Below are 25,919 nucleotides of genomic sequence, written 5' to 3' on the forward strand. Positions count from 1 at the left end.
AGAAAAGCGGGTACCTGACTATTTACTCCCTCTCCCTTCCAGGGAGAGGGTCAGGGTGAGGGTTAAACACCTCAATGCGCCAGGTTACTGATTCAGCAACGCCATAATTTCCTGCGTTCGCGCCTGCATCAGCGTCTCGTCGCCGCGAGACTCCACGTTCAGGCGAACCACCGGCTCGGTGTTAGAGCTGCGCAGGTTGAAGCGCCAGTCGCCAAACGCCATGCTGATCCCATCCGTATGGTCAATCTCTGCCGCGTGCGGGCCGAAATGCGCGCGTACCCGCTCAATCGCCGCCGCAGGTGTCTCCAGCTTGCTGTTGATTTCCCCGCTTGCCGGCCAGGCCGCCATGCGATCCTCTACCAGCTCGCCCAGGGTTTTGCCCTTCAGGCACAGCAGCTCGGTCACCAGCAGCCACGGGATCATCCCGCTGTCGCAGTAGGCAAAGTCACGGAAATAGTGATGCGCGCTCATCTCACCGCCGTAAATGGCGTCCTCTTCACGCATGCGTTCTTTAATAAACGCGTGCCCGGTTTTGGACATCACCGGTTTCCCCCCCGCACGCTCGACGATATCGACCGTGTTCCAGGACAGGCGCGGGTCGTGAATGATTTTCGCGCCCGGCTGTTTTTCGAGGAACGCCGCCGCCAGCAGGCCCACGATGTAATAGCCCTCGATGAACTGCCCTTTCTCATCGAACAGGAAGCAGCGGTCAAAATCACCGTCAAAAGCGATGCCCATATCCGCCCCGTGGGCAATCACCGCGTCGCGGGTATCGGCCCGGCACTCAGGCAGCAGCGGGTTGGGAATACCGTTCGGGAAATTGCCGTCCGGGGTGTTATGCACCTTCACAAAGGTCAGCGGCACGTTGAGCGCCTTAAAGCGGGCTTCGATGGCGTCCACAATCGGGCCTGCGGCGCCGTTGCCGGAGTTGACCACCAGCTTCAGCGGTTTGATGTGGCTGACGTTGATGTAGGAGAACAGATGGTCCAGGTAGGCTTCCAGCACCGACACTTTCTGATAGCTGCCGCGCGCCGAGGCTTTCACCGGCGGGAAGTCATTGGCTTCCGCCAGGCGCTGCACGTCGCGCAGGCCGGTATCGCCGCTGATTGGGCGGGCGCCCTCGCGCACCAGCTTCATGCCGTTATAGTCCATCGGGTTGTGGCTGGCGGTCACTTCAATACCGCCGTCCACGTTCAGATGCCAGGTGGCAAAGTAAATCTCTTCGGTACCGGACAGGCCGATATCCAGCACGTCCACGCCCGCATCCTGCAGGCCACGCGCCAGCGCCTGTTTCAGCGCTTCGCTGGTCAAGCGAACGTCGCCCCCGAGAACGATAGTTTTCGGCTTCAGGTACTCGCCGTAGGCGCGACCGATGCGCCAGGCAATGTCTTCATTTAGCTCGTCGCCCAGGCGGCCACGGATGTCGTAAGCTTTAAAACAGGTCAGTTGCTGCATGATTTCGCTCCTTCGGGCAACAGTTACCCAACCCACGGGTGTCTGGCCCGTGGAGCATGTTTTTTAGTCAGGGATTAAATACGTCCGTAGCGGTCCTGGAAGCGGACAATGTCGTCTTCTTCCAGATAGGTACCGGAGCGAACCTCAATCAGGTCGAGTGGAATTTTGCCGGGGTTTTCCAGGCAGTGGGTCATGCCGAGCGGGATATAAATAGATTCGTTTTCGCCCAGCAGTTTGACCTCATCCCCCAGCGTGACCTTCGCGGTGCCCGCCACCACAATCCAGTGCTCGGCGCGGTGATGGTGCATTTGCAGCGAAAGACCTTCGCCCGGCTTGACGGTGATGCGCTTCACCTGGTAACGCTCCCCGGCGTCGATGGAGTCATATTTCCCCCACGGGCGGTAAACCTCGCGGTGATTATGATGCTCGTGGCGGCCCTCACCTTTGATGCGCTCCACCACTTTCTTCACGTTCTGGACATGGTCACGGTCGGCAATCAGCACCGCATCTTTGGTTTGCACCACAACCAGGTCTTTCACCCCCACGGTAGTGACCAGGCCGGATTCGGCATAGATGTAGCTGTTTTCGGTTTCGTGACTGATAACATCCCCGTGATGGACGTTCCCTTCCGGGCTCTTGGCACTGATTTCCCACAGCGAGGACCACGAGCCCACATCGCTCCAGCCGGCGTCCATCGGCACCACCACCGCATCGGCGGTTTTTTCCATTACCGCATAGTCGATAGACTCATCCGGGCAGGCCAGGAACGCCTGCTCATCCACGCGGACAAAATCCAGATCCGGGTCAACGCCCGCCATGGCTTTTTCGCAGGCGGCCAGAATGTCGGGGCGGAACTTCGCCAGCTCTTCCAGGTAGCGACCGGCGCGGAACAGGAACATGCCGCTGTTCCAGTAGTATTCTCCGCAGGCGACATAGGCCTGGGCGGTGGAGAGATCGGGTTTTTCGACGAACTGTGCCACGCTAAAGGCCAGTGCATCGGCGCCGTTTTCCGGGGTAGCCACTGCGCCACGGCGAATATAGCCGTAGCCCGTTTCCGGCAGGTCGGGGACGATCCCAAAGGTCACCAGCTTGCCGGCTTCCGCATAAGGCATCGCGCAGCGCACCGCCTCGCGGAAAGCCTCTTCATTCTGAATGACGTGATCGGCGGCGAGGATCAGCATCAGCGGGTCCTGCTGCGGCTGGTTACGCAGCGCGGCCAGGGCGGCCAGCGCAATGGCAGGGGCCGTGTTGCGCCCGGCAGGTTCCAGCACGATATTTTCGGTCAATTTACTTAGCTGGCGCAGCTGCTCGGCCACAATAAAGCGGTGTTCCTCATTGCAAATCACCACCGGACTTTCGCACTCTACCCCGTTCAGGCGATTGATGGTGGTTTGCAGCATGGTCAGATCCCCTTTCAGGCAGAGGAACTGCTTGGGGTACAGCACGCGGGACAGCGGCCAAAGACGACTGCCGTTTCCGCCCGCCATGATCACCGGATAGAGTTGTGACTGACTCATCATTTATCCCCGAATGTCAGCAATAAATTGGCTTAACACGTTCTCTTTTTCGAGCGTGCGTTCGGCATATTCACGTGCCACCGTGTTGTGTTGAGGAAGCTGCAGGCAGCGTTCAATGCCCGCCGCCAGCGCATCGGCGGATTCAGGCATCACGCAAACCGCAATGTCCGGATACGCCTCGCAAAGCTGGCCCAGTTCTGTTTCAGGCTCGGCGGTAATCACCGCATTTCCGCCGACGGCCAGGATATTGGTGAGTTTTGACGGCAGCACGGCGTCTGCCGCTCCCCGGCGCTGAATAACCAGGTGGCAATCAGCCAGACTGAGCAGCGCGGGCAGCGCTTCGTAAGACTGAAGCGGGTGGAACACCACGTTACTCAGCCCGTGAACGTGCACCAGTTTCTCAAGTCGCTCTTTGCCCCCACCCTGGCCAACAATCACGAACAGATACGGGCTCTCAGAGAATCGGCCCGCCACTTCAATGACCGTTTCCAGCCCCTGTTTTTCACCGATGTTGCCGGAGTAGAGAATGATTTTTTTATCTTCCGGCAGGCTAAGCGCCTTACGAACGGCCTGGATTTGTTCGGGGGCTACATCGCGAAATCGCGCCACTTCCGACCAGTTAGGAAAGAAAATCACCCGCTGTGGGTCGACCCCTTTCTCGGTGGCTTTATTCATCATCGAGCGCGAAATGGTTGAGACGTTATCGACGTTATGCAGCCCGCTTTTTTCAAAGCGCTGTGCCAGGCGAGCAATTTTGCCCGGCGTTTTACCGGCCATACCGAGGCCGAGCATCGCGTCCACCTCGTAGTCCTGAATATGCAGCAGCGTGCGGGCGCCGCTCAGTTTTGCCAGCAGACGCATCCCCGGCACACAAAACAGCGTCGGTACGACGCCAATGACGCGATCTGGCTTCCAGCTACGCTGCGCCAGAAGCGGGAAAAATGAACTCAGCGCGAAGCTGCCTAAATGGATCAGACGTTTCAGCGTCGAAGGCTGCTTCGGTACATACAGCGGGCAGCGCCAGACGGTTGCTTTCCCCTGCTCTTTTTTGTATTTCCACGCCGAGTATTCCGGGTGAACGCGCCAGACCGGATAATAGGGAGGCGCGGTGATGACCCGCACCTCATGGCCCCGGCTGGTCATCCACTCCACCATCTCACCGGTGTACTTGCCGATGCCGGTCAGTTCCGGTGAATAGTTAATGCCGTAGACCAGAATTTTCATAAGCCCGGTACCTTCCCATTACCCTGGGTGATGAAGTAAGCGCGGCTGTTGTCGTGCACGTCTTCACGCTTAAGCAGCGCTTCCGGCGTCAGCCAGCAGTAAGCTTTGTGCTGTTCGGCCGGCAAATTGAGCTGTTTGTCGTCCACCCGCAGCCGGAAGCCCAGCACCACGTAATGCGTCGAAAAATCTTTTCCAGAGAAGTTATCGCCGTAGAAGTGCTGCCAGACGCCGTAGAACTCCCCGTCCATCAGGCTGAACGATTTGCCCAGTTCGGCCTCCGTCAGCCGAATGAAGGCATTCGCCAGCGTTTCGTTCTTCAGCACCCTCCCCCCGGGCACAAACCAAAAGCCCTTTGCGGGGCGATTGGTTCGCAAACCCAGCAGGAACTCGCCCGCCTGGTTTTCGACGATAAGATCGATGGAAATAAGCGGTGTAGCACTCACCACGGTGGCAAAATCTTCTGCGCTCAAAAACATGCTTACCCCCGGAACCGCTGCTGGTTTTCGAGGAACCACTGGTAGGTACTGGCGAGGCCCGCCTCCAGGGAAATCTCGTGATACCAGCCGAGGCGATGCAGACGGGAAACGTCCAGCAGCTTGCGCGGCGTGCCGTCCGGCTTCGTGGCGTCAAATACCACCCGGCCACGGTAGCCGGTGACTTTCGCCAGCGTCTGCGCCAGTTCACGAATGGTGCAGTCCACGCCGGTGCCGACGTTAATGTGCGACAGCATCGGGTCGGTGTTTTCCTGCCACACCTCCTGGTCCAGCTCCATCACATGAATGCTGGCTGCGGCCATGTCGTCCACATGCAAGAACTCGCGCATCGGCGTGCCGCTGCCCCACACCACCACGTCCGGGGCATTCTCCTGCGCGGCTTCATGGAAGCGGCGCAGCAGGGCCGGAATAACGTGGGAGTTGCTCGGGTGGAAGTTGTCGTTTGGCCCGTACAGATTGGTCGGCATCACCGAGCGGTAATCCCGTCCGTACTGGCGGTTGTAGGACTCGCACAGCTTGATACCCGCAATCTTGGCAATCGCATACGGCTCGTTCGTGGTCTCCAGCGTGCCCTGCAACAGCTCGCTTTCGGCCATCGGCTGCTTCGCCATCTTCGGATAGATACAAGATGAGCCGAGGAACAACAGTTTGTTCACGCCGTGCGTGTGCGCGGCATGAATGATGTTGCTTTCGATCATCATGTTCTCGTAGATGAACTCTGCCGGGAAGGTGTTATTGGCGACGATGCCGCCCACTTTTGCCGCAGCCAGGTACACCTGGTCAATTTTCTCCCTGGCGAAGAAGGCATCGACTTCACCCGCGTCCAGCAGGTTCAGCTCATCGCGCCCGCGCAGCACCAGTTCAACGTCATCACGCTGCCCGAGCTGGCGGACGATGGCCGAGCCGACCATCCCACGGTGACCGGCAACAAAGATACGTTTCTTATTCATACTCAGGACTCCAGCGCGATGGCAACCTCATACCCATGGGACTTCAGCAGGGAGTGTTTCTTCGCCGCTTCCAGGTCTTTGGCCACCATCTCGCCGACCATCTCCTGCAGGGTGATTTCCGGCTTCCAGCCCAGGGTTTCGTGCGCTTTGGTTGGGTCACCCAGCAGGGTTTCCACTTCAGCAGGACGGAAGTAGCGCGGGTCAACGGAGACGATAACATCGCCTGGCTTCACGCCCGGTGCATCGTGCCCCGTGACGGAAACCACAATGCCCTTCTCTTCCACGCCCTGGCCTTCAAAGCGCAGTTTGATGCCAAGCTGAGCCGCAGCCATTTCCACAAACTGACGCACGGAGTACTGCACGCCGGTGGCGATCACGAAGTCTTCCGGCTTCTCTTGCTGCAGCATCATCCACTGCATTTTCACGTAGTCTTTGGCATGCCCCCAGTCGCGCAGGGAGTCCATGTTGCCGAGGTACAGGCACTTCTCCAGGCCCTGAGCAATGTTGGCGATAGCGCGGGTAATTTTACGGGTCACGAAAGTTTCGCCGCGGCGCGGAGATTCGTGGTTGAACAGAATGCCGTTACAGGCATACATGCCGTAGGATTCGCGGTAGTTGACGGTGATCCAGTACGCATAAAGCTTAGCCACCGCGTACGGAGAGCGCGGGTAGAAAGGGGTGGTTTCTTTCTGTGGAATTTCCTGCACCAGGCCATACAGTTCGGAGGTAGAAGCCTGGTAGAAACGGGTTTTCTTTTCGAGGCCGAGGAAGCGAATGGCTTCCAGCAGGCGCAGGGTGCCCATCGCATCCACATCGGCGGTGTATTCCGGTGACTCAAAAGAGACCGCTACATGGCTCATTGCGCCGAGGTTGTACACTTCATCCGGCTGCACTTCAGACAGGATGCGGGTCAGGTTGGAGGTGTCGGTCAGGTCGCCGTAGTGCAGATGGAATTTCGGATTGCCCGCGTGCGGATCCTGATAGATGTGATCCACGCGCTCGGTGTTGAACGACGATGCGCGACGCTTGATACCGTGAACTTCATAGCCTTTTTCCAGCAGGAACTCCGCCAGGTAAGAGCCGTCTTGTCCGGTGACACCCGTAATGAGAGCTACTTTAGTCATGATAATTTATCCTCTGTGAACATTTTTATTGGCCCTTACCCCTCACTCCATCCCCCTCACCCAGAGGGAGAGAGAACCGTTAATACACAGAGTGAAGGTGAAAAGAATTACGCGCGGTCGCGTATTTTTACGGCCGGGTTTCCCCGGCAAACGGCATTCGCCGGTAATGATTTATAAACACTGCTCCGAGCCCCAACGACGCAGCCATCACCGATGGTGACGCCAGGGGAAACAAAGACATCCGTAGCCAGCCAGCATTTTTCGCCGATCGAAATCGGGGACTGTGTAATATCGAAATGCTTGCTCATATAATCGTGACTGCCGGTGCACAAATAACACTTTTGCGACACCACGGAATTAGCGCCGATGCTAATTTCGCCGAGGGTATACAGTACTGCGTCATCGCCCACCCAGGCATAATCACCAAGCGTTAACTTCCACGGATAGGTAATTTTCACCGAGGGGCGAATAACAACCTTCTTACCCACTTTCGCCCCAAAAAGACGCAACAAAAAAGCACGCCACGAATATAAAACCTGCGGCGACCAGGCAAATAATGTGGCCTGAACCAACCACCACAATTGCACTTTAATGCCGCTCGCGCCGCGAAATCCCCTCGGTACACTGAAGCCGCTTAATTCCTGCATAATATTTCCCGTGTGCTTTAGGCTTTGTTATAAAGCGCTTTTGCCTTACCGGTTGTTTTTAGCCGCAGTCGAAACGATATCTCAGCGATAAAACCCGGCACGCGTAATATTTTGCGCTGTACTTTTCTCGCGTCGCGGCATAATTCAATATTGTTGGAGGTGGACACCCCACCCATTGAGAATTCCGACACCAGTCCTTTAATACGCTTAAAGGCATAGCCGCTTTTATACATTTTTGCCGCCAGCGCATAATCGGATGAGACTTTATATTGCAGGTCGTAGGGATATTTTCGCAGACCGGAAAGTGGGAAAAAGATCGCCTGATGGCTCGCCGGTAGGCTGTGATAGATATACCAGCCACGCTTGGCGCTGCGACGAATCTTATTGCCGTCGCCAAAGTCCAGCAGCGCGTCGCCAATTACCATCGCGTCATCACGCTCGCCCACTGCCGCCAATTGATAGATCACGCTGGCAATATCGGGGTGAAAGGCATCACCGGAGTTCAGAAAGAGCGCATAGCGCCCCTGTGCCATGGCTATGCCTTTGTTCATCGCGTCGTAAATGCCGTTGTCTTTTTCGCTGACAAAGCGCAGGTTGTACTGACCTTGCAGGCCGGCAAGAAACTCAGCCGTGCCGTCCGGAGAGTTGCCATCCACAACAATCCATTCGAACGCAATATCTTTTGCCTGTGCCAGATGCGCCAGTGATTGCCAGGTTTTCACTACCCCGTCATAGTTACGCCATGCGACTGTAATAATACTTAGGAACATTATTGCGCACCTCCTGGCAGCGAATGATTAATTGCTTTACGCAAAATAAATGGGCAAACAATTAAAAATGCATATTCCGGGCTAAAAATGGAACCCGTAAAGAACAAAGATACAGGCATAAACAACCAAAGCTGAACACGATAATTCTCATTATTGCCAAATGCATTACGCATCATTTTCATGACTCGCCACATATAGCCAGCGGTCATTAACACCGCAAACCATGAGAAATAAATAATCAGCAGATACAGTCCATTGTCCACGGTTTTACCTACATCCGCACCGTTAAATATTCCGAATGATGCAACATATTCATAGAGAGAACCAAAACGAACTACACCATCAACGTTCGCCAGTGAATACCCAACCATGGCTAACGGACCGATTATACGATAATACGATGAAGAACCTTCGGTTCCCAAATCACCAACACGGGTAGCGATATAAGGGAAGGCAAATACCAAACCGATTAAAAAAACAGCCAGTGAAATAATCGCCAACGGCAACTTCTTTTTAATGGCGCTTTTATTAAGGTATTGAAACGCCCACTCCAGCAGATAGAACAAAATAAACGTCATTACCCCAGAGAAAGATCCTGAAAGGATTATCCCTAAAAGAATCATAACATCAGTTTTCGGCGTTTTGATACCAAACTGTTTGATGCTGAGCCAAATTGAGATTAATGCCAGGGCGAAGAAAGCAGGTTCAAAATAGAGCGCCGTGGTGCGCCGCCCGCCAAAGCTAATAAAGTTGAGCACGTAGCTGTTACTGTAGATAAGAAACTTCGAAATTTTCTCAATCAGGCTACTGCCGCCGGTCAGAATAATCTGAGCCATTTCCGCCGCCGCCAGCGCCACAATGATGCCCACCACACAGTAGAAAAACCGCAATATCTTCCGGTGATTGCGCTGTGAAATCGTTTTGAAGCGACAGCTCCATGTCATCCCCAGTATCAGCACAATATAGACAAACAGCATCATCGAGGTGACGTATTTGGCAGGATCGAGCGACTGACCAAAAATGTAGTTAAATGCCGTCAGCCCCGCCCCCACGCCAAGCGCAATCATCAGCTTTTTAAGGTTGATGCGCTCGATATACAAGAACAGTATTGCCGGCAGGAAGGTCACGATCGTTATCGGAAAACTCTCTCCCAGCGAGGCAAGCTTGATATTCACCACCAGGTAGATGAACGGCAGCAGCAGATAGCTACAGACCCTGATAGAACGAGACATATTCCTCCAGCATCTGTTTGCCACTGTAGGCCTGACGGCTGGCCGCGCGGAAAGTCGCTAAATCGGTGGCGAAGACCTGTTCCGCCAGCTCGGTTTTTTTGAGCTGCACCAGCGCCAGAACCTGCTCAGGCGTGAACGTCTTTCCGCCAACCTTGCGCAGAACTTCGTCTGCCGCTTCGCTGCTTGTTGCCAGCACAGGAACACCGATAGACAGGGCTTCACACAGAATCAGCGGATAGTTATCCACCCGGGAACTGAACACCAGGCTGTCCATCGTATTCAGCTCACTCATCAGCGCGCGTTTATCGGTCATATAACCGTGGTTCACCACGTTAGCGCCTTCGAACGGCGAAAACTTGCCGAAGGTATGCAGCTCGATTTTATCGCCCAGCGCCATCATCGCCTGCACCAGCTTCTGGTTAGTTTTGCCGTCATAACGCAGGTCGTGGGCGACAATAGCCACGCGGGGTTTGGCCGTCGCGACGCCGCTTTCCGGCAGCTCCGCCAGAATCGCCTCGGTTGCGACGTCAATACCATTGTTGATGATGCTGCAGCGTCCGGCGCCATACAGCTGATTAAAAGCGTCTGCGACGTGCTGGCTGGGGGAAATAAACTTGCAGCCCAGCGCCAGCATCTCGCGAAACAGCTGGCGTTTGCCCTCCACCTGCTGATGCGCTTTATCCACTTTGACCGGCGGATAGTTGTTCAGCGTCGGGCATTTTACGCAGCCTGTTTTCCAGCCTTCACAGCCGTCCAGAAAGGCGCAGCGCCCGGTGATGCTCCAGTGGTCATGCAGCGTCCAGACAAAAGTGACATCCGGCTTGTGCGCCTTCACCCGCTGGCAAAACGACACCATTTCATCCAGGTTCAACCAGTAGCTGTGCACCACATGGAAATGCAGCACAACCGGCTGCGGGCTGCGGGTGACCCGGCGGTAGAGCTTGTTCAGGTTGCCGAACGGGTCGCGATTCAGGAAACGAAACAGCGCGATATTGGCGACAGACACCAGCCGAGGCGTGTGTTTTTCAACGTCAGGATAAATGTCGTGGCTGGCGCTTTTCTTGCCGCCTTTGCCATAGCCGTAGATAAAACGTGAAGACAGCCCGGCCAGACGTGCACGCTGGTGAAGATCGAGCGCAACACCCGCCGCACCGCCCTCTGCCAGGCGCACATTGAATTGCATGATATTCATTTGATCACCTTCACCCGCGCTTTTTCACCCACCACCAGCGCGTTGTCCGGCACGCTGTCCAGCACCACGCTGCCCGCGCCTACCGACACGTTATTGCCGAGAGTGATATCACCCACGATTATCACGTTGGCTCCCAGCTCGACGCCGTTGCCAATCACCGGGCAGGCGAGACTGTTACCCCGGTTACCAATGGTGACGCCGTGGCGGATGGTGAAATCATCCCCGGCGATGACAAACTTATTGATAACCACCCCATAGCCATGATGAATCGTGAACCGGCGGCCGATGGTGGCCCCGGCCTGAATTTCATAGCCAAACAGGCATTCGGTAATAAATCGGTAGGCCAACAGCACCGGCGCGGCCCAAAGGTTGTTGATGACGCTTTTCTTGCGCCACACCGAGCAGAAATGGGCCAGCCGATAGGCCAGCACCATGCAGCACGGGCGCAGGCTCCAGCTATTGGCACGAATATCTTCCAGCACGCTTACCTCCCCCGCAGGCTATCGGCAAGGCGTTTGCCATTGCGCACCGTCAGCAGGGCTAACAGCGTGCGCAACGACATGCGCTTATTGCGGATCTGGTAGAGCGTATACAGCTGATATTTCTTGCTGGCCCGGTCGAACTTGTCTTTGTGTTTGCGGTAGAAGTGGAAATAACCGGCAAATTTCTTCGGGGATTTGGTTATCTGCATTTCGCCGTGATTAACGTGCAGAATTTGGGTCGCCTCTTCCACCTTCCACGGCTGCCCGAACGCCACCACCATGCGCAGGAAGATGTCGTAGTCCTGCGCCGCTTTCAGCTCGGTATCAAACAGGCTTTTCTTAAAGCGCTCGGCGTAGGTAAACACCTGATTGCCGATGATATTGCGCTTGTAGAACAGCTTCAGGGAGTACGGCGACTTGGGGTACAGCGGCAAACTGGCCGGCTGCGAGTAGACCTGCCCTTCACACAGATAGTCGTTTGCATATAAGAACGCGTGAGTAACCAACTGATGCTGGTGGGACAGAAACACCGACAGTCGGTTTGGCGTCCATTCGTCATCATCATCAATGCCGGTGATAAACCGCCCCTTCGCCAGCCCAATGGCCTGGTTACGCACCGCGCAGGCGCCGCTGTTCACGTCGTTGTGAATGTAACGCACCCGGGGGTCGCCGAGATCCGCCACAAACTGCTGCAACTGCTGGAAGTTGGCGGAGCAGTCATCGACGATAATCATTTCCCAGTGGTCATAATCCTGGCGCAGCACCGAGTTGATGGCGCGAATAGCCAGCTGTTGACGATTCCACGTCGGCATATAAATAGAGATAAGCGGGCGAGTTGCGCTGCTGTTCATGGCCATCACCTTATTTAGCATCCGACTTATATTCGTATTCGTAATACCCGTAGTCCTGGTAGCCCGTGGCTCTGCGGAAAATCGAGTTGAGGATCACACCGCGCACGGCAATGCCGTTTTGCTCAAAGCGGCTCAGGCTGGTTTCCACTTCTTTCAGCGTGTTCACCGCGTAGCGGGCCACCATCAGCGTGGTTCCCGCATGGCGACCCACAATCGCCGCGTCCGTGACGGCCAGAATTGGCGGAGTATCAATCAGCACCAGGTCATAATTTTCGCTGGCCCACTTCACAAGTTGAGAGAAGCGTTCGTTCATCAGTAGCTCTGACGGGTTAGCCGGGACCTGCCCGCGAGGGATGAGATCAAAGTTTGGTACGGACGTTTTCTGCGCACAGCGGGTAATATCCCCCTGGCCTGAAAGCACGTCGGACAGCCCGTTAACGTTGGTGGTACCCAGCAGTTCGTGGGTATAGCCTTTGCGCATGTCGCAGTCCATCAGCAGTACGCGCTTGTTGGTCTGGCTAATCACCGCCGCGAGGTTGGCACACACAAAGGTTTTACCGATGGACGGGCTAACGCCGGTCAGCATCAACACATTGTTAGAGGCCTGCATCATGGCGAAATGCAGGCTGGTTCGCAGACTGCGAATGGCCTCAATCGCCAGGTCGGTCGGGTTACCCACCGCCAGCAATTGGCTCTGTTTGAAGCGCTTTGTCCCTTTGGCGTTGCGCAGGTTGGCCTGGTCGCGGGTTTTCTGCCATTCAGAGAGCGGGATGCTCGCATAGACGCTAAGCCCCGCCTCTTCCAGCACGGTCGGACTTTCAATCCCGCCGTTAAACAGTGAGCGCAGCAGTACGCCGATCACCGACACAATCAGGCCCAGAATAATGCTGCCCAGTATCACCAGCAGGCGCTGCGGTTTAACCATCCCCGGCTGCGTAATAGCCGGGTCAACGATGCGCACGTCACCCACCGTACTGGCTTCGGTAATTTTCAGCTCCTGCTGCTTGTTCAACAGTTGCATGTAAACCTGCTGCCCGGATTCCACATCGCGGGTCAGGCGTACGATTTCCTGCTGGGTTTTAGGCATCGCGGCGATGCTGTTGGTCAGGCGGGCTTTCTGATCTTCAAGCGTTTTGCGCTGTTCCAGCAACGTGCGGTAAGACGGGTGCGCTTTAGTGTAGAGCTTGGAAATTTCAGCCTCTTTGAAGGTCAACTGGTTGAGCTGGGCATCAATGTTGACCACGGAATCCAGCAGCGATTTCGCCTCCAGAGAAAGATCCACCGAATCCTGGCGCTGACGATAGGCGTTCAGCTTGTTCTCTGCGGTATCCAGGTTGCGGCGCACCTCAGGCAACTGCTCGGCCAGGAATTTCAGGCTTTTAGCGGCCTCTTCAGATTTACGCTGTACGTTCTGAGCCAGATAGTTACGGGTGATACTGTCGAGAATGGCGCGGATCTGATCTTTATCTTCCCCGGTATAAGACAGGCTAAGCACACCGGTATCTTTGCCGTTCTCGGTCACCGTCAGGTTACCCAGCAGCTGATTGATCATCCCCAGCGTGGAATACTTCACGACCGTGAAGCTGTCGCCAGGTTGCGCCTGGATGCCGTCAACCTGCAGCGTGACACCCGATTTACTCAGCAGTTTGTCTACTTCACCTTTGGCGCTAAAGCCATTATCGCTGGTCAGTTGATACTGCTTGTTGTTCAACACTTCGACGGTAAAGGTGTCTTTATTCATCGCCGCAGGAAGTGTGAAGGTGGTGACATTCACCGTATCGTTCTGGTGCCCTTGCAGTCTGTCCCAGCCGGCGCCGAACAGCCAGAAGGTGTTCTTGGTCACCGAGATATCCAGATTCAGGTCATCAACGGTTTTCCCCAGCACCATGCGGGACTGGATCAGCTGAATTTCTGCGGCAGAAGCCGGCGGCTTATTGCTGAGCGCGGAGCTGATATCGTTCACCAGCGTGTTGCCGGCATTTTGTTCGATTTGCACCAGCGCGTCTGCCTTGTACACCGGCGTGGCAAACAGCGCATACACTGCGGCCAGCAAGGCAAACAGCCCTGTGATGCCGATAACCCACCAGCGAGCCTCCAGCACGGTGCCAAACAAACGGCCAATATCAATTTCGTCATTGCCCTCGGTCGGGGCGCTCGAACGGCGTACTTTCTCTGTCATTGTTATCCCTGATGAGCGTTGAGTGCGTTAGCCCACTTTTGGGCAGAAAGGTCGAGCATGCTGTAGACCGCTTCAAAGGCGTCGCGGCTTTTTCGATAAGGATCGGGGATTTCTCTGCCGGCATCCCAATGGCCAAACAGCATCACTTTACCGCGCATCTCGGGTGCCATTTCACACAGCGTGGTGATGTGGCGTTTTTCCATCGCCAGAATCAGATCGTGCTCCCGGCAAAGGCGGCCAGAAACCTGCCGGGCTAAATGCCCTTCGAGGGAAAGGTTATGCCGTCCGGCAACGTCGATGGCACCGGCATCAGCGCCCTTCCCAACAAGCGCCCCCAGCCCAGCAGAGCTGACGCTAAGTTCCGGGTGGTAGCGTTTGAGCAACCGTTCAGCCGTGGGGGAACGGCAGATGTTCCCCACGCAAACCACAAGTATTTTGTTGAACATAGCGCGTTACCAGGTGTGGATATCTTTGGCGGTATCGGTCATGTAACGAACGCCGCTGATGGTTGGCAGAAGCTGGTTGATCAGGCGATTCCAGCGAGAAACCGGAGCGGTTGTCACATACACCACGTCATAAGGCTGCAGCTGGAATTCAGTGCCCATTACCAGCGAGGTCGCGTCGGACATATCAAGCTGATAAATATTGGCGATCTTGCCATTTTGTTGCGTCTGACCTTTGAGCGGACGGATAACGAAGATGCCGCTGGCGTTTGAAGAAGTGAGATCGATACCTTCGGCCTGGCCAAGCGCTTCGGTGAGCGTCATGCCGCTGAAGTCCATTTTGAGGGTGGTTTGCTTCTTCACTTCCCCCATCACGAACACTTTCAGATCGTCATTACGCGGCACAAACAGAATGTCGCCGGGGTACAGCAAATGGTTTTGGCTGAGGTCGCCGTTTTGCATCAGCGCCTGCAGAGAAATACGTTTTTCCTGGCCGTTATGGGTCAGGACGACGTTACGCCAGTCGGCCACTTCGGTTAAACCGCCTGCGGCATTGATTGCGTCAAGGATGGTCAGCGGTACGTTAGTGATGGGCTGCTGGCCGGATTTATTGACCTGCCCGGAGATATAGGCTTTTTGCGAGCGGAAAGCAGCAATATTAACGTCCACCTGCGGCTGGGCAATGTACTGCGCAAGGCGGCTGGTAATATCGCTGCGAATTTCTGCAAGCGTTTTGCCGGTCACGCTGATTTTGCCGACATACGGGTAGAACATTGTGCCATCGGGCTGTACCCAGTTACCGGTGTCGCTTGAGCTACGATACTGACCCGCTGGCGTGGTCAGCTCAGGGTGATCCCAAACCGTGACATTTAATACATCCCCCGGCCCGACGCGGTACTGATAATTGGCGATATCTTTATCCAGACTGGCATTCGGCTGGGCAACCACCTGACGAGGCCGCAGTTGTTCCACCAGTCGCGGTGTTAAAGGATAAACATTGACCATTCGGTCAAGGTCGAAATCAGCATCCTGTTGTTTGATGACGTCTTTTCCTGAAGCAGACATATTGCTACCGGGAAATATCGTACAGCCGCTCATCAGGGTGACTGACACCAATAATGGCACCAACTTAAGTTTGTATTTTATCATTGAATATTTATCACTATGGCAGAGTAATTATCCTGAGCGAATAAAACAGGCAAGCAATTAGTCGTGAGCATGAAGTACAGAATGGAACATATTCAGAGAGTGAGAGAACTGGCATTATTCCTAAAATAAGCTTATTTCCCGACATCCTGATGGCTCCATAGCTTGCTGTTATCTGGCCGCATCCGGGCACGCTACCGCCCCTGGCTCACAGTCACCAACCTACTGAAAACGGTAAATAACCCTAATAATCCGCGGCACTCAAATATCCAATAAGATATTGAAATCAGAGAATCAGGTTTTATGAAAATGCTGGGGCGAACTATTAACCAATGTATAAAAAACACATTCATTTCTCATCATCGATAAAGATTGTTGCAGCTTAAAACCCAGCAGGCAAGGAGACAAAAGGCCGCAACCGGACTTTTAAGAATAATATGAACTACGCAATAATAACGTTTTAGGATTTTCTTTATATTGACAACGATAATAATCGGATAATTACTCCGATAATATGCGGAACTATCTCATAGAGGTTCATGGCAATATAAAATATACAACCAGAATACTTCTTTAAATATTGCCCATAATGACTTGCCGGATATTCATTTAATGATGGTAATCCTATAAGTCATTACGGATTAATCTCAGGCAAACATTGCTTTTTGTCCGACAATTATCCATCATTTCCGTGTGGCATTTGCCCGTAAGTGAAAGGCTGTAAACCTCGTATGGAATGGATTGCCGACCCCTCAATCTGGGCCGGGTTAGTTACCCTGGTCGTTCTCGAATTGGTTTTGGGCATTGATAACCTTGTTTTTATTGCCATCCTCGCCGAAAAGTTGCCCCCCAAACTGCGTGACCGTGCCCGCGTCACGGGCTTGCTGTTGGCGATGGTTATGCGTTTGCTGCTGTTGGCCTCTATTTCATGGCTGGTGACGCTTACCCGACCGCTTTTTACGTTCCACGATCTTAGCTTTAGCGCCCGGGATCTGATTATGCTGCTTGGCGGCATGTTCTTGCTGTTTAAGGCCACGATGGAGCTAAATGAACGGCTGGAGGGCAAAGACAGCGAGCACCACACGCAAAAACGGGGCGCCAAATTCTGGCCCGTCGTGGCGCAAATCGTTATTCTTGACGCTGTGTTTTCCCTCGATTCGGTTGTGACCGCCGTCGGCATGGTCGACCACCTTGCGGTAATGATGGCCGCGGTTATTATCGCTATCGGGCTGATGGTGCTGGCCAGTAAGTCTTTAACGCTGTTTGTGAACAGCCACCCAACCATCGTCATTTTGTGCCTGAGTTTCCTGCTAATGATTGGTTTTAGCCTGGTGGCCGACGGTTTTGGCTATCAAATCCCGAAAGGCTATCTCTACGCCGCCATCGGCTTCTCGGTGATGATTGAATCGCTCAATCAGTTGGCTATTTTTAACCGCCGACGCTTTCTTTCTGCGAACCAGTCGCTGCGTGAGCGCACTGCCGAGGCCGTGTTACGACTGTTGAATGGCAAGAAAGAAGACGCGGAACTGGATGCCCAAACCGCATCGCTCATTGCCGACAGTGGTATAAACAGCGATGTTTTTAACCCGCAGGAAACGCGAATGATCGAGCGCGTGCTGCACCTCAATCAGCGCAGCGTCAGCAGTATCATGACCTCCCGCCACGACGTCGAACATCTGGACATTACCGCCCCGGAAGCGCAGGTTCGCGAACTGCTGGATAAAAACCAGCACACCCGCATCGTGGTCACGGACAATGAAGACGATATTCTCGGCATCGTACACGTTATCGATTTATTGCAGCAGTCGCTGCACGGTGAAGCGCTGAATATTGCGCAGTTGATTCGCCAGCCGCTGGTTTTCCCTGAAACCCTGCCGCTACTGCAGGCGCTAGAACAGTTCCGCAACGCGCGAACTCATTTTGCGTTTGTCGTGGATGAATTTGGCTCAGTGGAAGGCATTGTTACCCTGAGCGACGTGATGGAAACCATCGCCGGCAATCTTCCGAACGAAGTGGAAGAGATAGATGCCCGCCACGATATCCAGAAAAATCAGGATGGCAGCTGGACGGCTAACGGCCACATGCCTCTGGACGACCTGGTACAGTACGTCCCCCTTCCCCTGGATGAGAAGCGGGAATACCACACCATCGCCGGGCTGCTGATGGAGCATTTGCAGCACATCCCGGCCGAAGGAGAAAGCGTTGAAGTCGGGGGATATTTGCTTAAAACGCTGCAGGTGGTGAACCACAGGGTGAACAAAGTGCAAATCATCCCGCGTGAGCGGGAGGATAATTTCCTTGATTATGAGGTATAAAAAAACCGGCTTTCGCCGGTTTTTTTAGTCGTTAGAGCTTATTCAGTAACTGCTGAACGTCTTTCGACTTGTCGCTCTCTTTATGCTTATCCAGCCAGTCATTGAGCCGACGCTTAGCTTCATCCTGCAGCTGCTTGCGCAGCACCTGGTCAACCTGAAGCGTGTAATTCAACTGCTGCCACGGGCCATAAACGCGGAGCGGAACGGCCGTTGTTTTTAGCGCTTCAATCAGCTTGCTGTTGCTGCCCTGCCAGCCGCCGCTGACTTTAATTGCAAAGTTGGTATCGCAGACTTCTTTCACCAAATCCATCGTGCCTTCGCCGGTCAGGGACAGTACGCTGGACTCGCCGACCATCTTCGTCATCGTCAAAAGCCCGTTATCCAGCGACGCCGACGCAGAGAAGTGGTCAAGCTCGGTGACGTTCTGCACATTTTGCTGCGCATCCACGCCCTCGTTATTCCGGCTGACAGCCTGCTGAATAAGCTGCTGGAAGTTCATCCCCTCAAGGCGGGAATGGGCCAACTCAAGCTGGGCATCCCCCTGCCAGTTGGTGCGGAAATCTTCCGCATCCAGATGCTCACCGCTAAAATCGCCAGTCATAGAGAACTGCCCGGTCAGCGCAATCGGGTAATCAAAGGCGGTCAGAATTTTGCCTATCTCAATATTTTTCACCTGGGGCTGGAAGGCAAGTTCAGGCGTCTGACCGCTGGCGTCCAGGACGCCAGGCAGCGAGAGCGTGCCCTGCCCCAGCTTGCCGTTGAGCTGGTTAATACTGAGCTTGCCATCCTGGTTCACCAGCGCGGTCTGTACATCGCTGAACGCCAGGCCACGCCAGCGAACTTCACCGGCATTGATGTTCACTTCGGCATTAAAATTACGCAGGCTGTGGTAGTTCGTCTCACCCTGTTCTTCGGCAATCACTGGGCCAGGACGGGACTGCTGCTGAGCCTGCTGAGCCTGTTGGTTAATCACGGTATCCGCGACCGGTGCATTGGCCACCAGCTTGTCGAGATTAAGCAGCCGAGAATGCAAATCTACCGTCCAGCGTGGCTTATCCAGTAACACCAGGCTGACATTGCCCTGCAAATCACTGTCGTTAGCCGTAAGCTGCATATTTGTAAGCGAAAGCTGACTGCCCGCGTTTTTCCAGCCAAGCTGCAGCGAACCCGAACCGCTGATTCCGCCGGCAGGAAGATCGGCACCCTGCAGCTGGTAGTCCATTTGGCTTAACGTGGCGCTTATCTGCTGTGGATAGTCATTGAGATCGACATCTGCGGTGACCGAAAGCGCTAAATCCCGCTGGTCGCGGTTGATTTGGCTGCTGAGTTCAATATGCGCCTGGCGCTTATCATCCTGCGTCATATGCAGGTTAATATTGCGGACGGTGATCTGTTCGTCATTGATATGCTGGAAGACCAGCACGCTGTCGACCACCTTAAGCTTCGCGACATCAAAGGACCAGCCACGTCCGGTATCTGGTTCACTAACGGTGCCTTTTGGACCTACCGGAGCGTTAGCCGAGAGCTTCGCTTCAGCCTGCGGCGTCAGTTGGAACACCGCGCTTTTCAGCATCACCTGGCGAACCTGAAGCTGGTGAGATAGCAGTGGGATCAGCGCCACATCCAGGCGCATATTTTCCGCACTGACCATCGGCTGACTGGCGCCTGGCGCCGTCAGCGACATCCGGCCAGACAAAATACTTAGCTGCGGCCAGACATGCCAGCGCAGCGGCCCTTCCAGCTCAAGATGATAACCGCTGCGGGCCTCCACCTGACGAACCATATAACCACGGAAGTCGTTAGGATTAACCAACAACACAAGTGAGGTCAGGCCGGCTACCAGCACAACCAGCAGAATCATCAACGTGGTTAAAAGTCGTCTCATCACATTCTCCATATCATTCGCCAGAGAGCGAACAACTCACGGCGATTCAGTCTTTATCGATACGGCTTGCTACCGCGCCCTGCTGATCGCGGTACTTTGCGTCCTGACGGCGGTTGTAAGGGCGCGCGGCAGGCCCGGAGAGGGGTTCAAAGCTCAACGCGCCAATCATCATGCCCGGACGCAGCGCCAGCGGCAGTTTCCCTGAATTGTAGAACTCAAGCACGATACAGCCATGCCAGCCCGGATCGATACGGTGCGCAGTGACGTGTACCATCAAGCCCAGGCGCGCTAACGAGGAACGCCCATCCAGCCAGCCCACCAGGTCATCGGGCAGCGTAACGGACTCCAGCGTCACCGCCAGCGCCAGCTCTCCCGGATGTAAAAAGAAAGCATCGCCCTCATCCAGCACAATCTCATCACTCATCACGCGTTCTAACGCTTCGGTGACTTCATCTTTAGGGCCGCTGAGATCGATAAAAGGTGCGGTATGACCGCTAAAAGTGCGGAATTTATTGCCGAGGCGAACATCCACGGTTGCACCGTTAATGCGTTCAACCGGAGGACGGGGGGTAATCGCTAAACGGCCATCATCCAGCCAGGCTTCGATATCACGATCGCAAAGGCGCATCGCAGATTCTCCTTATCAATCTCAGTTTTACACACACTGCCACAGAGTGCCGACGATAGCCAATTGGCAATGGATGAGGGATGCAAAGTAAAAGCGAGCGGCTTACGCGCGCTCGCAAAGGTCTTTATTCAAAGAACTGACTGATTTTGGCTTTCAGAATATCGATTGCGATGCGGTTCTTGCCCCCGCGCGGCACGATAATATCGGCGTATTGTTTGGAAGGCTCAATAAATTGCAGGAACATTGGGCGTACCGTTTTTTGATACTGCGCCATCACGGAATCCATTGAACGACCGCGCTCGTTAACGTCACGCTTCATACGGCGCATCAGACAAATATCCAGCGGCGTGTCGACAAAAATGGAGAAATTCATTTCCTGGCGCAGGCGGGCATCGGTCAGCAACAGGATGCCTTCCAGGATGATCACCTTTTTGGGGACCAGATGCACCGTCTGGTCAGTGCGGGTATGCTCCACATAGCTGTAAACCGGCAGTTCGATAGCTTTACCAGACTTCAGCGTCTGCAGATGCTGGAAAAGCAGGTTGTGGTCCATGGCGCTGGGGTGATCGTAGTTGGTTTTAACACGTTCTTCCATCGACAGATGGCTTTGATCTTTGTAATAACTGTCTTCTGGAATGACACCAATGTGTTCATCGCCGACTTGCTCGCGCAGTTCACGATACAACGTGCTGGCAATGAGGCTTTTCCCTGAAGCCGATGCGCCGGCTATCCCGATGATGACGCATTGATGAGACTGATCGGTCATATTATTTACGGCCTGAATACGAAAAGTGTTGGAAGGACGACGCGAAGGCGTCAAACGCGGCAATTATAGGGACAACCGCCGTTTGATACCAGTCTCTTACCCCCTGCAATCGCGAAATTACGCGGCAAGAGGGCGACAAAGTGACGGCCGCATGACGGCGCGCCAGCGTCAGGCAACAGGTTAAGGTGGAATTATTTAATTACGTGATTTGGCTACGCAATTTCTGACGCTCTGTAGGTAAATTCTGACAAGCGAGCATAGGAATTGTAAATTGTTTGTACTAGCATAAACCGATTCTTTATTTATATGCATCCGGGCATGGCTCCTGGCGGCAGTGTCCAAGCGGATTTGCGGTAATGATTATAAAAAACAGACAAACAGAAGCCGCCATCCATTCATTGATACTGCTGGCTGGCTTAGGGTTACTCAGCTTTATTTTCACCCTCTACTCCATGGAGCTGACGTTAAAAGGCACCGATTTGGTGCCTATCTGGTTTACCACCTCGGTGATAATGGCGGCATTTTTCCGTATGCCCGTTCGTCTGTGGCCGTTGATTGCCGCCGCCTGTGCGCTGGGTAGCGTCGCAGCCAGCGTCGCTATTTTTCCTTTTAACTGGCTGAATCTCTCGTTAACGGCGATAAACCTGGTTGAAGCGCTGCTGTTACGCCGCTTTTTGCCGCGGAAAAATCCCTTACAGAACCTCAATAACTGGGCTCGACTTGCCGTGTGCAGTGCGGCGATCCCACCGCTGGTTGGCGGCCTGCTGGTGACGCTATTGCCGATACCGATTGACTCCTCCGCCCTGAAAACGTTCTTTATCTGGGTGCTGTCCGAGTCTATCGGGGCGCTGGCGCTAATGCCGGCTGGGCTGCTGTTTAAGCCTTATTATTTGCTCCGTCACCGCAAAGCCGCTTTGCTGTTTGAAACCGTGGCGACCTTCGCCGTTACGCTGGCGCTAAGCTACTTTTCATTAATTTATCTGCCCTGGCCGTTCACTTTTATCATCGTCATTCTGATGTGGAGCGCCATCAGGCTGCCGCGCCTGGAAGCCTTCATTATCTTCCTTGCCACGCTGATGATGGTGTCCGCGATGATAGCCACCGGTAAATTCCCGATGTCTACGCCCCACCCTCGCGTGCTGGAGTATGCCCCGTGGCTACCGTTCCTGCTGATCCTGCTGCCGGCCAACGTGATAACCATGGTGATGTACTCCTCCCGCAAAGAGCGGAAACACATCACCGAAAGCGAAACGCGCTTTCGTAATGCGATGGAGTATTCGGCTATCGGTATGGCGCTGGTTTCCACCGAAGGCAAATGGTTACAGGTGAATAAGTCACTGTGCAAATTCCTCGGTTACTCCAGCGAAGAGTTGAGCGAACTCACCTTCCAGCAAATTACCTGGCCCGAAGATTTGAATCTCGACCTGCAACATCTGAGCAAGCTCTCTGCCGGCCACATCAATAGCTATTCGATGGAAAAACGCTATTACACCAGTGCGGGCAATGTGGTGTGGGCCATGCTCACAGTCTCCGTTGTGCGTCATACCGACGGCACGCCGCTCTATTACATCGCACAGATTGAAGACATTAACGACCTCAAACATACCGAGTGGATCAACAAGCGGCTGATGGAGCGGATTACGCTTGCCAACGAAGCCGGCGGCATCGGTATCTGGGAGTGGGATCTGACCAACGATGTCATCAGTTGGGATAAGCGGATGTTTGAGCTTTACGATGTGCCGCCGCATACCAAACCTACTTACCAGCTATGGCTGGACAGACTGGTAAAAGAAGATCTCCCCCATTCAGAAGCGGTCATTCGCGAGTCGTTAAAAAACCGCCTGCCGTTCAAGCTTGAATTTCGTATCCATGTAAAAGACGGTATTCGCCATATTCGCTCCCTGGCCAACCGCGTGCTGAATAAAAACGGCGACGTAGAGCGGCTGCTGGGTATCAATATGGACATGACCGAGGTTAAGCAGCTCAACGAAGCGCTGTACCAGGAAAAAGAACGGCTGCACATCACGCTGGACTCTATCGGTGAAGCCGTGATTTGTACCGATGTCGACATGAACGTCACCTTTATGAACCCCATCGCCGAAAAACTCAGCGGCTGGGCGCAGGAAACGGCTATCGGCCAGCACATTCTGGCGATTCTGCGCATTACGTTTGGCGATAACGGCCCGGTAATGGAAAACATACACAGCGGTGATTTTTCTCGTAGCGCTATCGAGCAGGACGTCGTGCTGCACTGCCGCAACGGCGGCAGCTACGACATCCACTACACCATTACGCCGCTGACCACGCTGGACGGCCAAAGCATTGGCTCCGTACTGTTAATCCAGGATGTCACTGAGTCCCGGAAGATGCTCAAGCAACTGAGCTACAGCGCCTCGCACGATAGCCTGACTCACCTGGCCAACCGGGTAAGCTTTGAGAACCACCTGAAGCGTTTGCTGCAGGGCGCGATTGAACACCGCCAGCGTCACGCGCTGGTGTTTATCGATCTAGACCGCTTCAAAGCCGTCAATGACTCTGCGGGCCATGCCGCAGGTGATGCCCTTCTGCGTGAGCTGGCGGCGATGATGCTAAGCATGCTGCGCACGGGGGATTTCCTTGCCCGCCTCGGCGGCGACGAGTTTGGTTTGCTGCTGCCGGACTGCTCCACTGAAAACGCACGCTACATTTCTGAGCGTATCATTCGCAGCATCAACGATTACCACTTTATGTGGGATGGCCGCCTGCACCGCATTGGCGCGAGCGCCGGGGTCACCCATATTGACGGGGATAACGCCATCGCGTCCGAGGTGCTTTCCCAGGCCGATATCGCCTGCTACGCCTCTAAAAACAACGGCCGTGGCCAGGTCACGGTTTATGAGCCACACCGCCACTACATGGAACAGGGGCGAGACACCATGCCGCTCGACGAGCAGTGGCAGGTGATCAAAGACAACCCAATCCTGATGATAGCGATGGCGATTGCGCCGCCGCGTATCCCGGAGTCCACTTGTTTCTACCTGCTTACCCTTCGTTTCTGGGGCAGTGAAGGCGACGTTATCAATGAACCGGCATTCCGTTCAGGCCTGGCCGATCCGGCACTTCATCATGCGCTGGATCGCCGCGTATTTAGCGAGTTCTTCGAGAAATACGCCGCTCAGGTCGCAATGAAAGGCTTTGGCGTCGCGCTGCCTGTTTCCGGTGCGGGCCTGGTCAGCGATACCTTTATCAACGAACTGCTGGAACAGCTATCCACCAGCCGGATGCCTGCTCGTCTGCTGCATTTGACGATTCAAAGCAGCGATCTGCTTACCGAGCCACAGCGCGCTTATGCCAACCTGAAGCGGCTGCGCAAGGCCGGTTGCCGCATGGTGCTGAGCCACGTTGGGCGGGATTTGGAACTGTTTAATACGCTGAGCCATCATCTGTTTGACTACGTGATGTTAGATCCTGACCTGATCCTCAACGTGCACTGTAACCTGATGGACGAAATGATGGTGACGATTGTACATGGCCATGCCCAACGCATGACGCTGCAAACTATCGCCGGCCCGGCGGACATGCCTCTGGTGATGGATACGCTGTCCGGCATCGGGATTGATTTAATCTATGGGGAAACCATCACCCAGCCACAGCCGCTGGAGCTGCTGCTGGCCCACAGCTATTTCGGGATTAACTGACTGGCGCCCAGCCGTCGCTATACCAGATGTGTAACAGCGCATAGGAGCGCCACGGCTGCCAGCGTTCAGCATAGCGGCGGATCTGCGCAGTCGTCATATCGGGAAAGCGCTGTTTAATCAGGTAATCATCCGGCAGGAAAACGTCCCTGGCCTGCCAGCCACGCAGGGCGAAATAGTTGGCGGTCCAGCGCCCAATGCCCGGCAGGGCAATCAGGTTTTTTATTCCCCCGGCAAGGTCATCAGGCAACTGCAGCGGAAACTGCCCTGTAACCACCTCTCCGGCCAGATGCACGATGGCCTCCGCACGCTTAAGCGACATTCCCAAAGATTTCAGTTGCTGAATATCAACGTTTGCCAGTACTCCAGCACTCGGGAAAAGATACCAGTCATCGAATCCTTCAAGCTTTGTTCCGTAGGCTCTGGCTACTTTACCGGTCAATTTTGCCGCCATGGCGACGCTGACCAATTGCCCAAGAATGGCCCGAATGGCCTGCTCGAACGGGTCCATGCATCCCGGCAGCCGCAGGCCGGGCCGGGCTGCGGCCAGCGATCCCAGACTGTTCAACACCTGGTGTGGGTCCCGGTCTAAATCCAGTAAGTTCTTAACACGCTGCAAAACTGCGTCCGCCACGGGTTCAAGACCGTCGCTGAGCGTTACGTTAAGGCACAGATTTTTTTCGTCGGGCTCAAGCGTAACCAGTCCGGCATGTTCCCCCAGCGAGAAGCTGCGCTGGTAGCGATTGTCGGCAACAACTTCCACGCCCTCAACGGCACGCCCCCGTAAGAAACCGAGTATCCAGGGCCAGTCATAAGGTGGTTGATAGCTAAGGGTATACATAAATAATCCTGAAGATAATGAGGATATTAGGCGGGCAACATTGCTTATTTAGCATACCGTCAAATGCGGATTTCTGCCTTGCTTTCATATTCAGTTGCCCACGG

Annotated in this window: 21 protein-coding genes; 2 read left to right on the plus strand and 19 right to left on the minus strand. The window is 54.6% G+C overall.

The window, feature by feature from the left end; all coding sequences use genetic code 11:
• Positions 1-84 precede the first annotated feature (84 nt).
• The 15 genes from VW41_14705 to VW41_14775 all read right to left on the minus strand — a co-directional run bounded on the left by VW41_14705 (position 85) and on the right by VW41_14775 (position 15,709).
• Entirely contained in the window at positions 85-1,455 is a 1,371-nt protein-coding gene (locus VW41_14705) for a phosphomannomutase (GenBank protein ID AJZ90175.1), read from the minus strand.
• 74 nt (positions 1,456-1,529) lie between these two features.
• Positions 1,530-2,972 (minus strand): mannose-1-phosphate guanyltransferase, encoded by a 1,443-nt coding sequence (gene cpsB / locus VW41_14710; protein AJZ90176.1) that lies wholly within the window; start codon positions 2,970-2,972, stop codon positions 1,530-1,532.
• 3 nt (positions 2,973-2,975) lie between these two features.
• Positions 2,976-4,196 (minus strand): glycosyl transferase, encoded by a 1,221-nt coding sequence (locus VW41_14715; protein AJZ90177.1) that lies wholly within the window; start codon positions 4,194-4,196, stop codon positions 2,976-2,978.
• Positions 4,193-4,672, minus strand: a complete 480-nt coding sequence (locus VW41_14720) for a GDP-mannose mannosyl hydrolase (protein AJZ90178.1) — start codon at positions 4,670-4,672, stop codon at positions 4,193-4,195. Before VW41_14720 ends, VW41_14715 begins: the two co-directional genes overlap by 4 nt.
• A gap of 2 nt (positions 4,673-4,674) precedes the next feature.
• Entirely contained in the window at positions 4,675-5,640 is a 966-nt protein-coding gene (locus VW41_14725) for a GDP-fucose synthetase (GenBank protein AJZ90179.1), read from the minus strand.
• A 2-nt stretch (positions 5,641-5,642) separates the two neighbouring features.
• Positions 5,643-6,764: a GDP-mannose 4,6-dehydratase gene (locus VW41_14730; GenBank protein AJZ90180.1), complete on the minus strand. Its 1,122-nt coding sequence runs from the start codon at positions 6,762-6,764 to the stop codon at positions 5,643-5,645.
• 107 nt (positions 6,765-6,871) lie between these two features.
• Positions 6,872-7,411, minus strand: a complete 540-nt coding sequence (locus VW41_14735; GenBank protein AJZ90181.1) for an acyl transferase — start codon at positions 7,409-7,411, stop codon at positions 6,872-6,874.
• A gap of 17 nt (positions 7,412-7,428) precedes the next feature.
• A complete protein-coding gene (locus VW41_14740) occupies positions 7,429-8,181 on the minus strand; it encodes a colanic acid biosynthesis glycosyl transferase (GenBank protein AJZ90182.1) in 753 nt (250 codons plus the stop codon).
• A complete protein-coding gene (gene wcaD / locus VW41_14745) occupies positions 8,181-9,413 on the minus strand; it encodes a colanic acid biosynthesis protein (GenBank protein ID AJZ90183.1) in 1,233 nt (410 codons plus the stop codon). The genes VW41_14740 and wcaD overlap by 1 nt, the downstream gene beginning before the upstream one ends.
• A complete protein-coding gene (locus VW41_14750; GenBank protein AJZ90184.1) occupies positions 9,388-10,605 on the minus strand; it encodes a glycosyl transferase in 1,218 nt (405 codons plus the stop codon). Before VW41_14750 ends, wcaD begins: the two co-directional genes overlap by 26 nt.
• On the minus strand, positions 10,602-11,087 hold the full coding sequence (locus VW41_14755; protein ID AJZ90185.1) for an acyl transferase: 486 nt from the start codon (positions 11,085-11,087) through the stop codon (positions 10,602-10,604). Before VW41_14755 ends, VW41_14750 begins: the two co-directional genes overlap by 4 nt.
• Before the next feature lie 2 nt (positions 11,088-11,089).
• Positions 11,090-11,938, minus strand: a complete 849-nt coding sequence (locus VW41_14760; protein AJZ91992.1) for a glycosyl transferase — start codon at positions 11,936-11,938, stop codon at positions 11,090-11,092.
• Positions 11,939-11,948: 10 nt separating this feature from the next.
• Positions 11,949-14,117, minus strand: a complete 2,169-nt coding sequence (locus tag VW41_14765) for a tyrosine protein kinase (protein ID AJZ90186.1) — start codon at positions 14,115-14,117, stop codon at positions 11,949-11,951.
• Between the two features lie 2 nt (positions 14,118-14,119).
• Positions 14,120-14,563, minus strand: a complete 444-nt coding sequence (locus tag VW41_14770; protein ID AJZ90187.1) for a protein tyrosine phosphatase — start codon at positions 14,561-14,563, stop codon at positions 14,120-14,122.
• Between the two features lie 6 nt (positions 14,564-14,569).
• Positions 14,570-15,709, minus strand: coding sequence for a polysaccharide export protein Wza (locus VW41_14775; GenBank protein AJZ90188.1), 1,140 nt, complete (start codon positions 15,707-15,709; stop codon positions 14,570-14,572).
• Positions 15,710-16,437: 728 nt separating this feature from the next.
• On the opposite strand from VW41_14775, the gene VW41_14780 reads away from it, so the two are divergent.
• Entirely contained in the window at positions 16,438-18,021 is a 1,584-nt protein-coding gene (locus tag VW41_14780; protein AJZ90189.1) for a membrane protein, read from the plus strand.
• A 31-nt stretch (positions 18,022-18,052) separates the two neighbouring features.
• On the opposite strand, the gene VW41_14785 is transcribed toward VW41_14780, so the two are convergent.
• The 3 genes from VW41_14785 to VW41_14795 form a co-directional block, all read right to left on the minus strand.
• Positions 18,053-19,906 (minus strand): assembly protein, encoded by a 1,854-nt coding sequence (locus VW41_14785; GenBank protein ID AJZ90190.1) that lies wholly within the window; start codon positions 19,904-19,906, stop codon positions 18,053-18,055.
• A gap of 46 nt (positions 19,907-19,952) precedes the next feature.
• On the minus strand, positions 19,953-20,534 hold the full coding sequence (locus tag VW41_14790; protein AJZ90191.1) for a deoxycytidine triphosphate deaminase: 582 nt from the start codon (positions 20,532-20,534) through the stop codon (positions 19,953-19,955).
• 124 nt (positions 20,535-20,658) lie between these two features.
• A complete protein-coding gene (locus VW41_14795; protein ID AJZ90192.1) occupies positions 20,659-21,300 on the minus strand; it encodes a uridine kinase in 642 nt (213 codons plus the stop codon).
• Positions 21,301-21,656: 356 nt separating this feature from the next.
• Between VW41_14795 and VW41_14800 the strand changes: the two genes are divergently transcribed.
• Positions 21,657-24,977 (plus strand): diguanylate cyclase, encoded by a 3,321-nt coding sequence (locus VW41_14800; GenBank protein ID AJZ90193.1) that lies wholly within the window; start codon positions 21,657-21,659, stop codon positions 24,975-24,977.
• Here the strand turns inward: VW41_14800 and VW41_14805 are convergent.
• Positions 24,970-25,815, minus strand: coding sequence for a 3-methyladenine DNA glycosylase (locus VW41_14805; protein AJZ90194.1), 846 nt, complete (start codon positions 25,813-25,815; stop codon positions 24,970-24,972). The two genes, VW41_14800 and VW41_14805, sit on opposite strands and share 8 nt — an antisense overlap.
• Positions 25,816-25,919 lie beyond the last annotated feature (104 nt).

Source organism: Klebsiella michiganensis (genome assembly GCA_000963575.1).
Lineage (GTDB): Bacteria > Pseudomonadota > Gammaproteobacteria > Enterobacterales > Enterobacteriaceae > Cedecea > Cedecea michiganensis_A.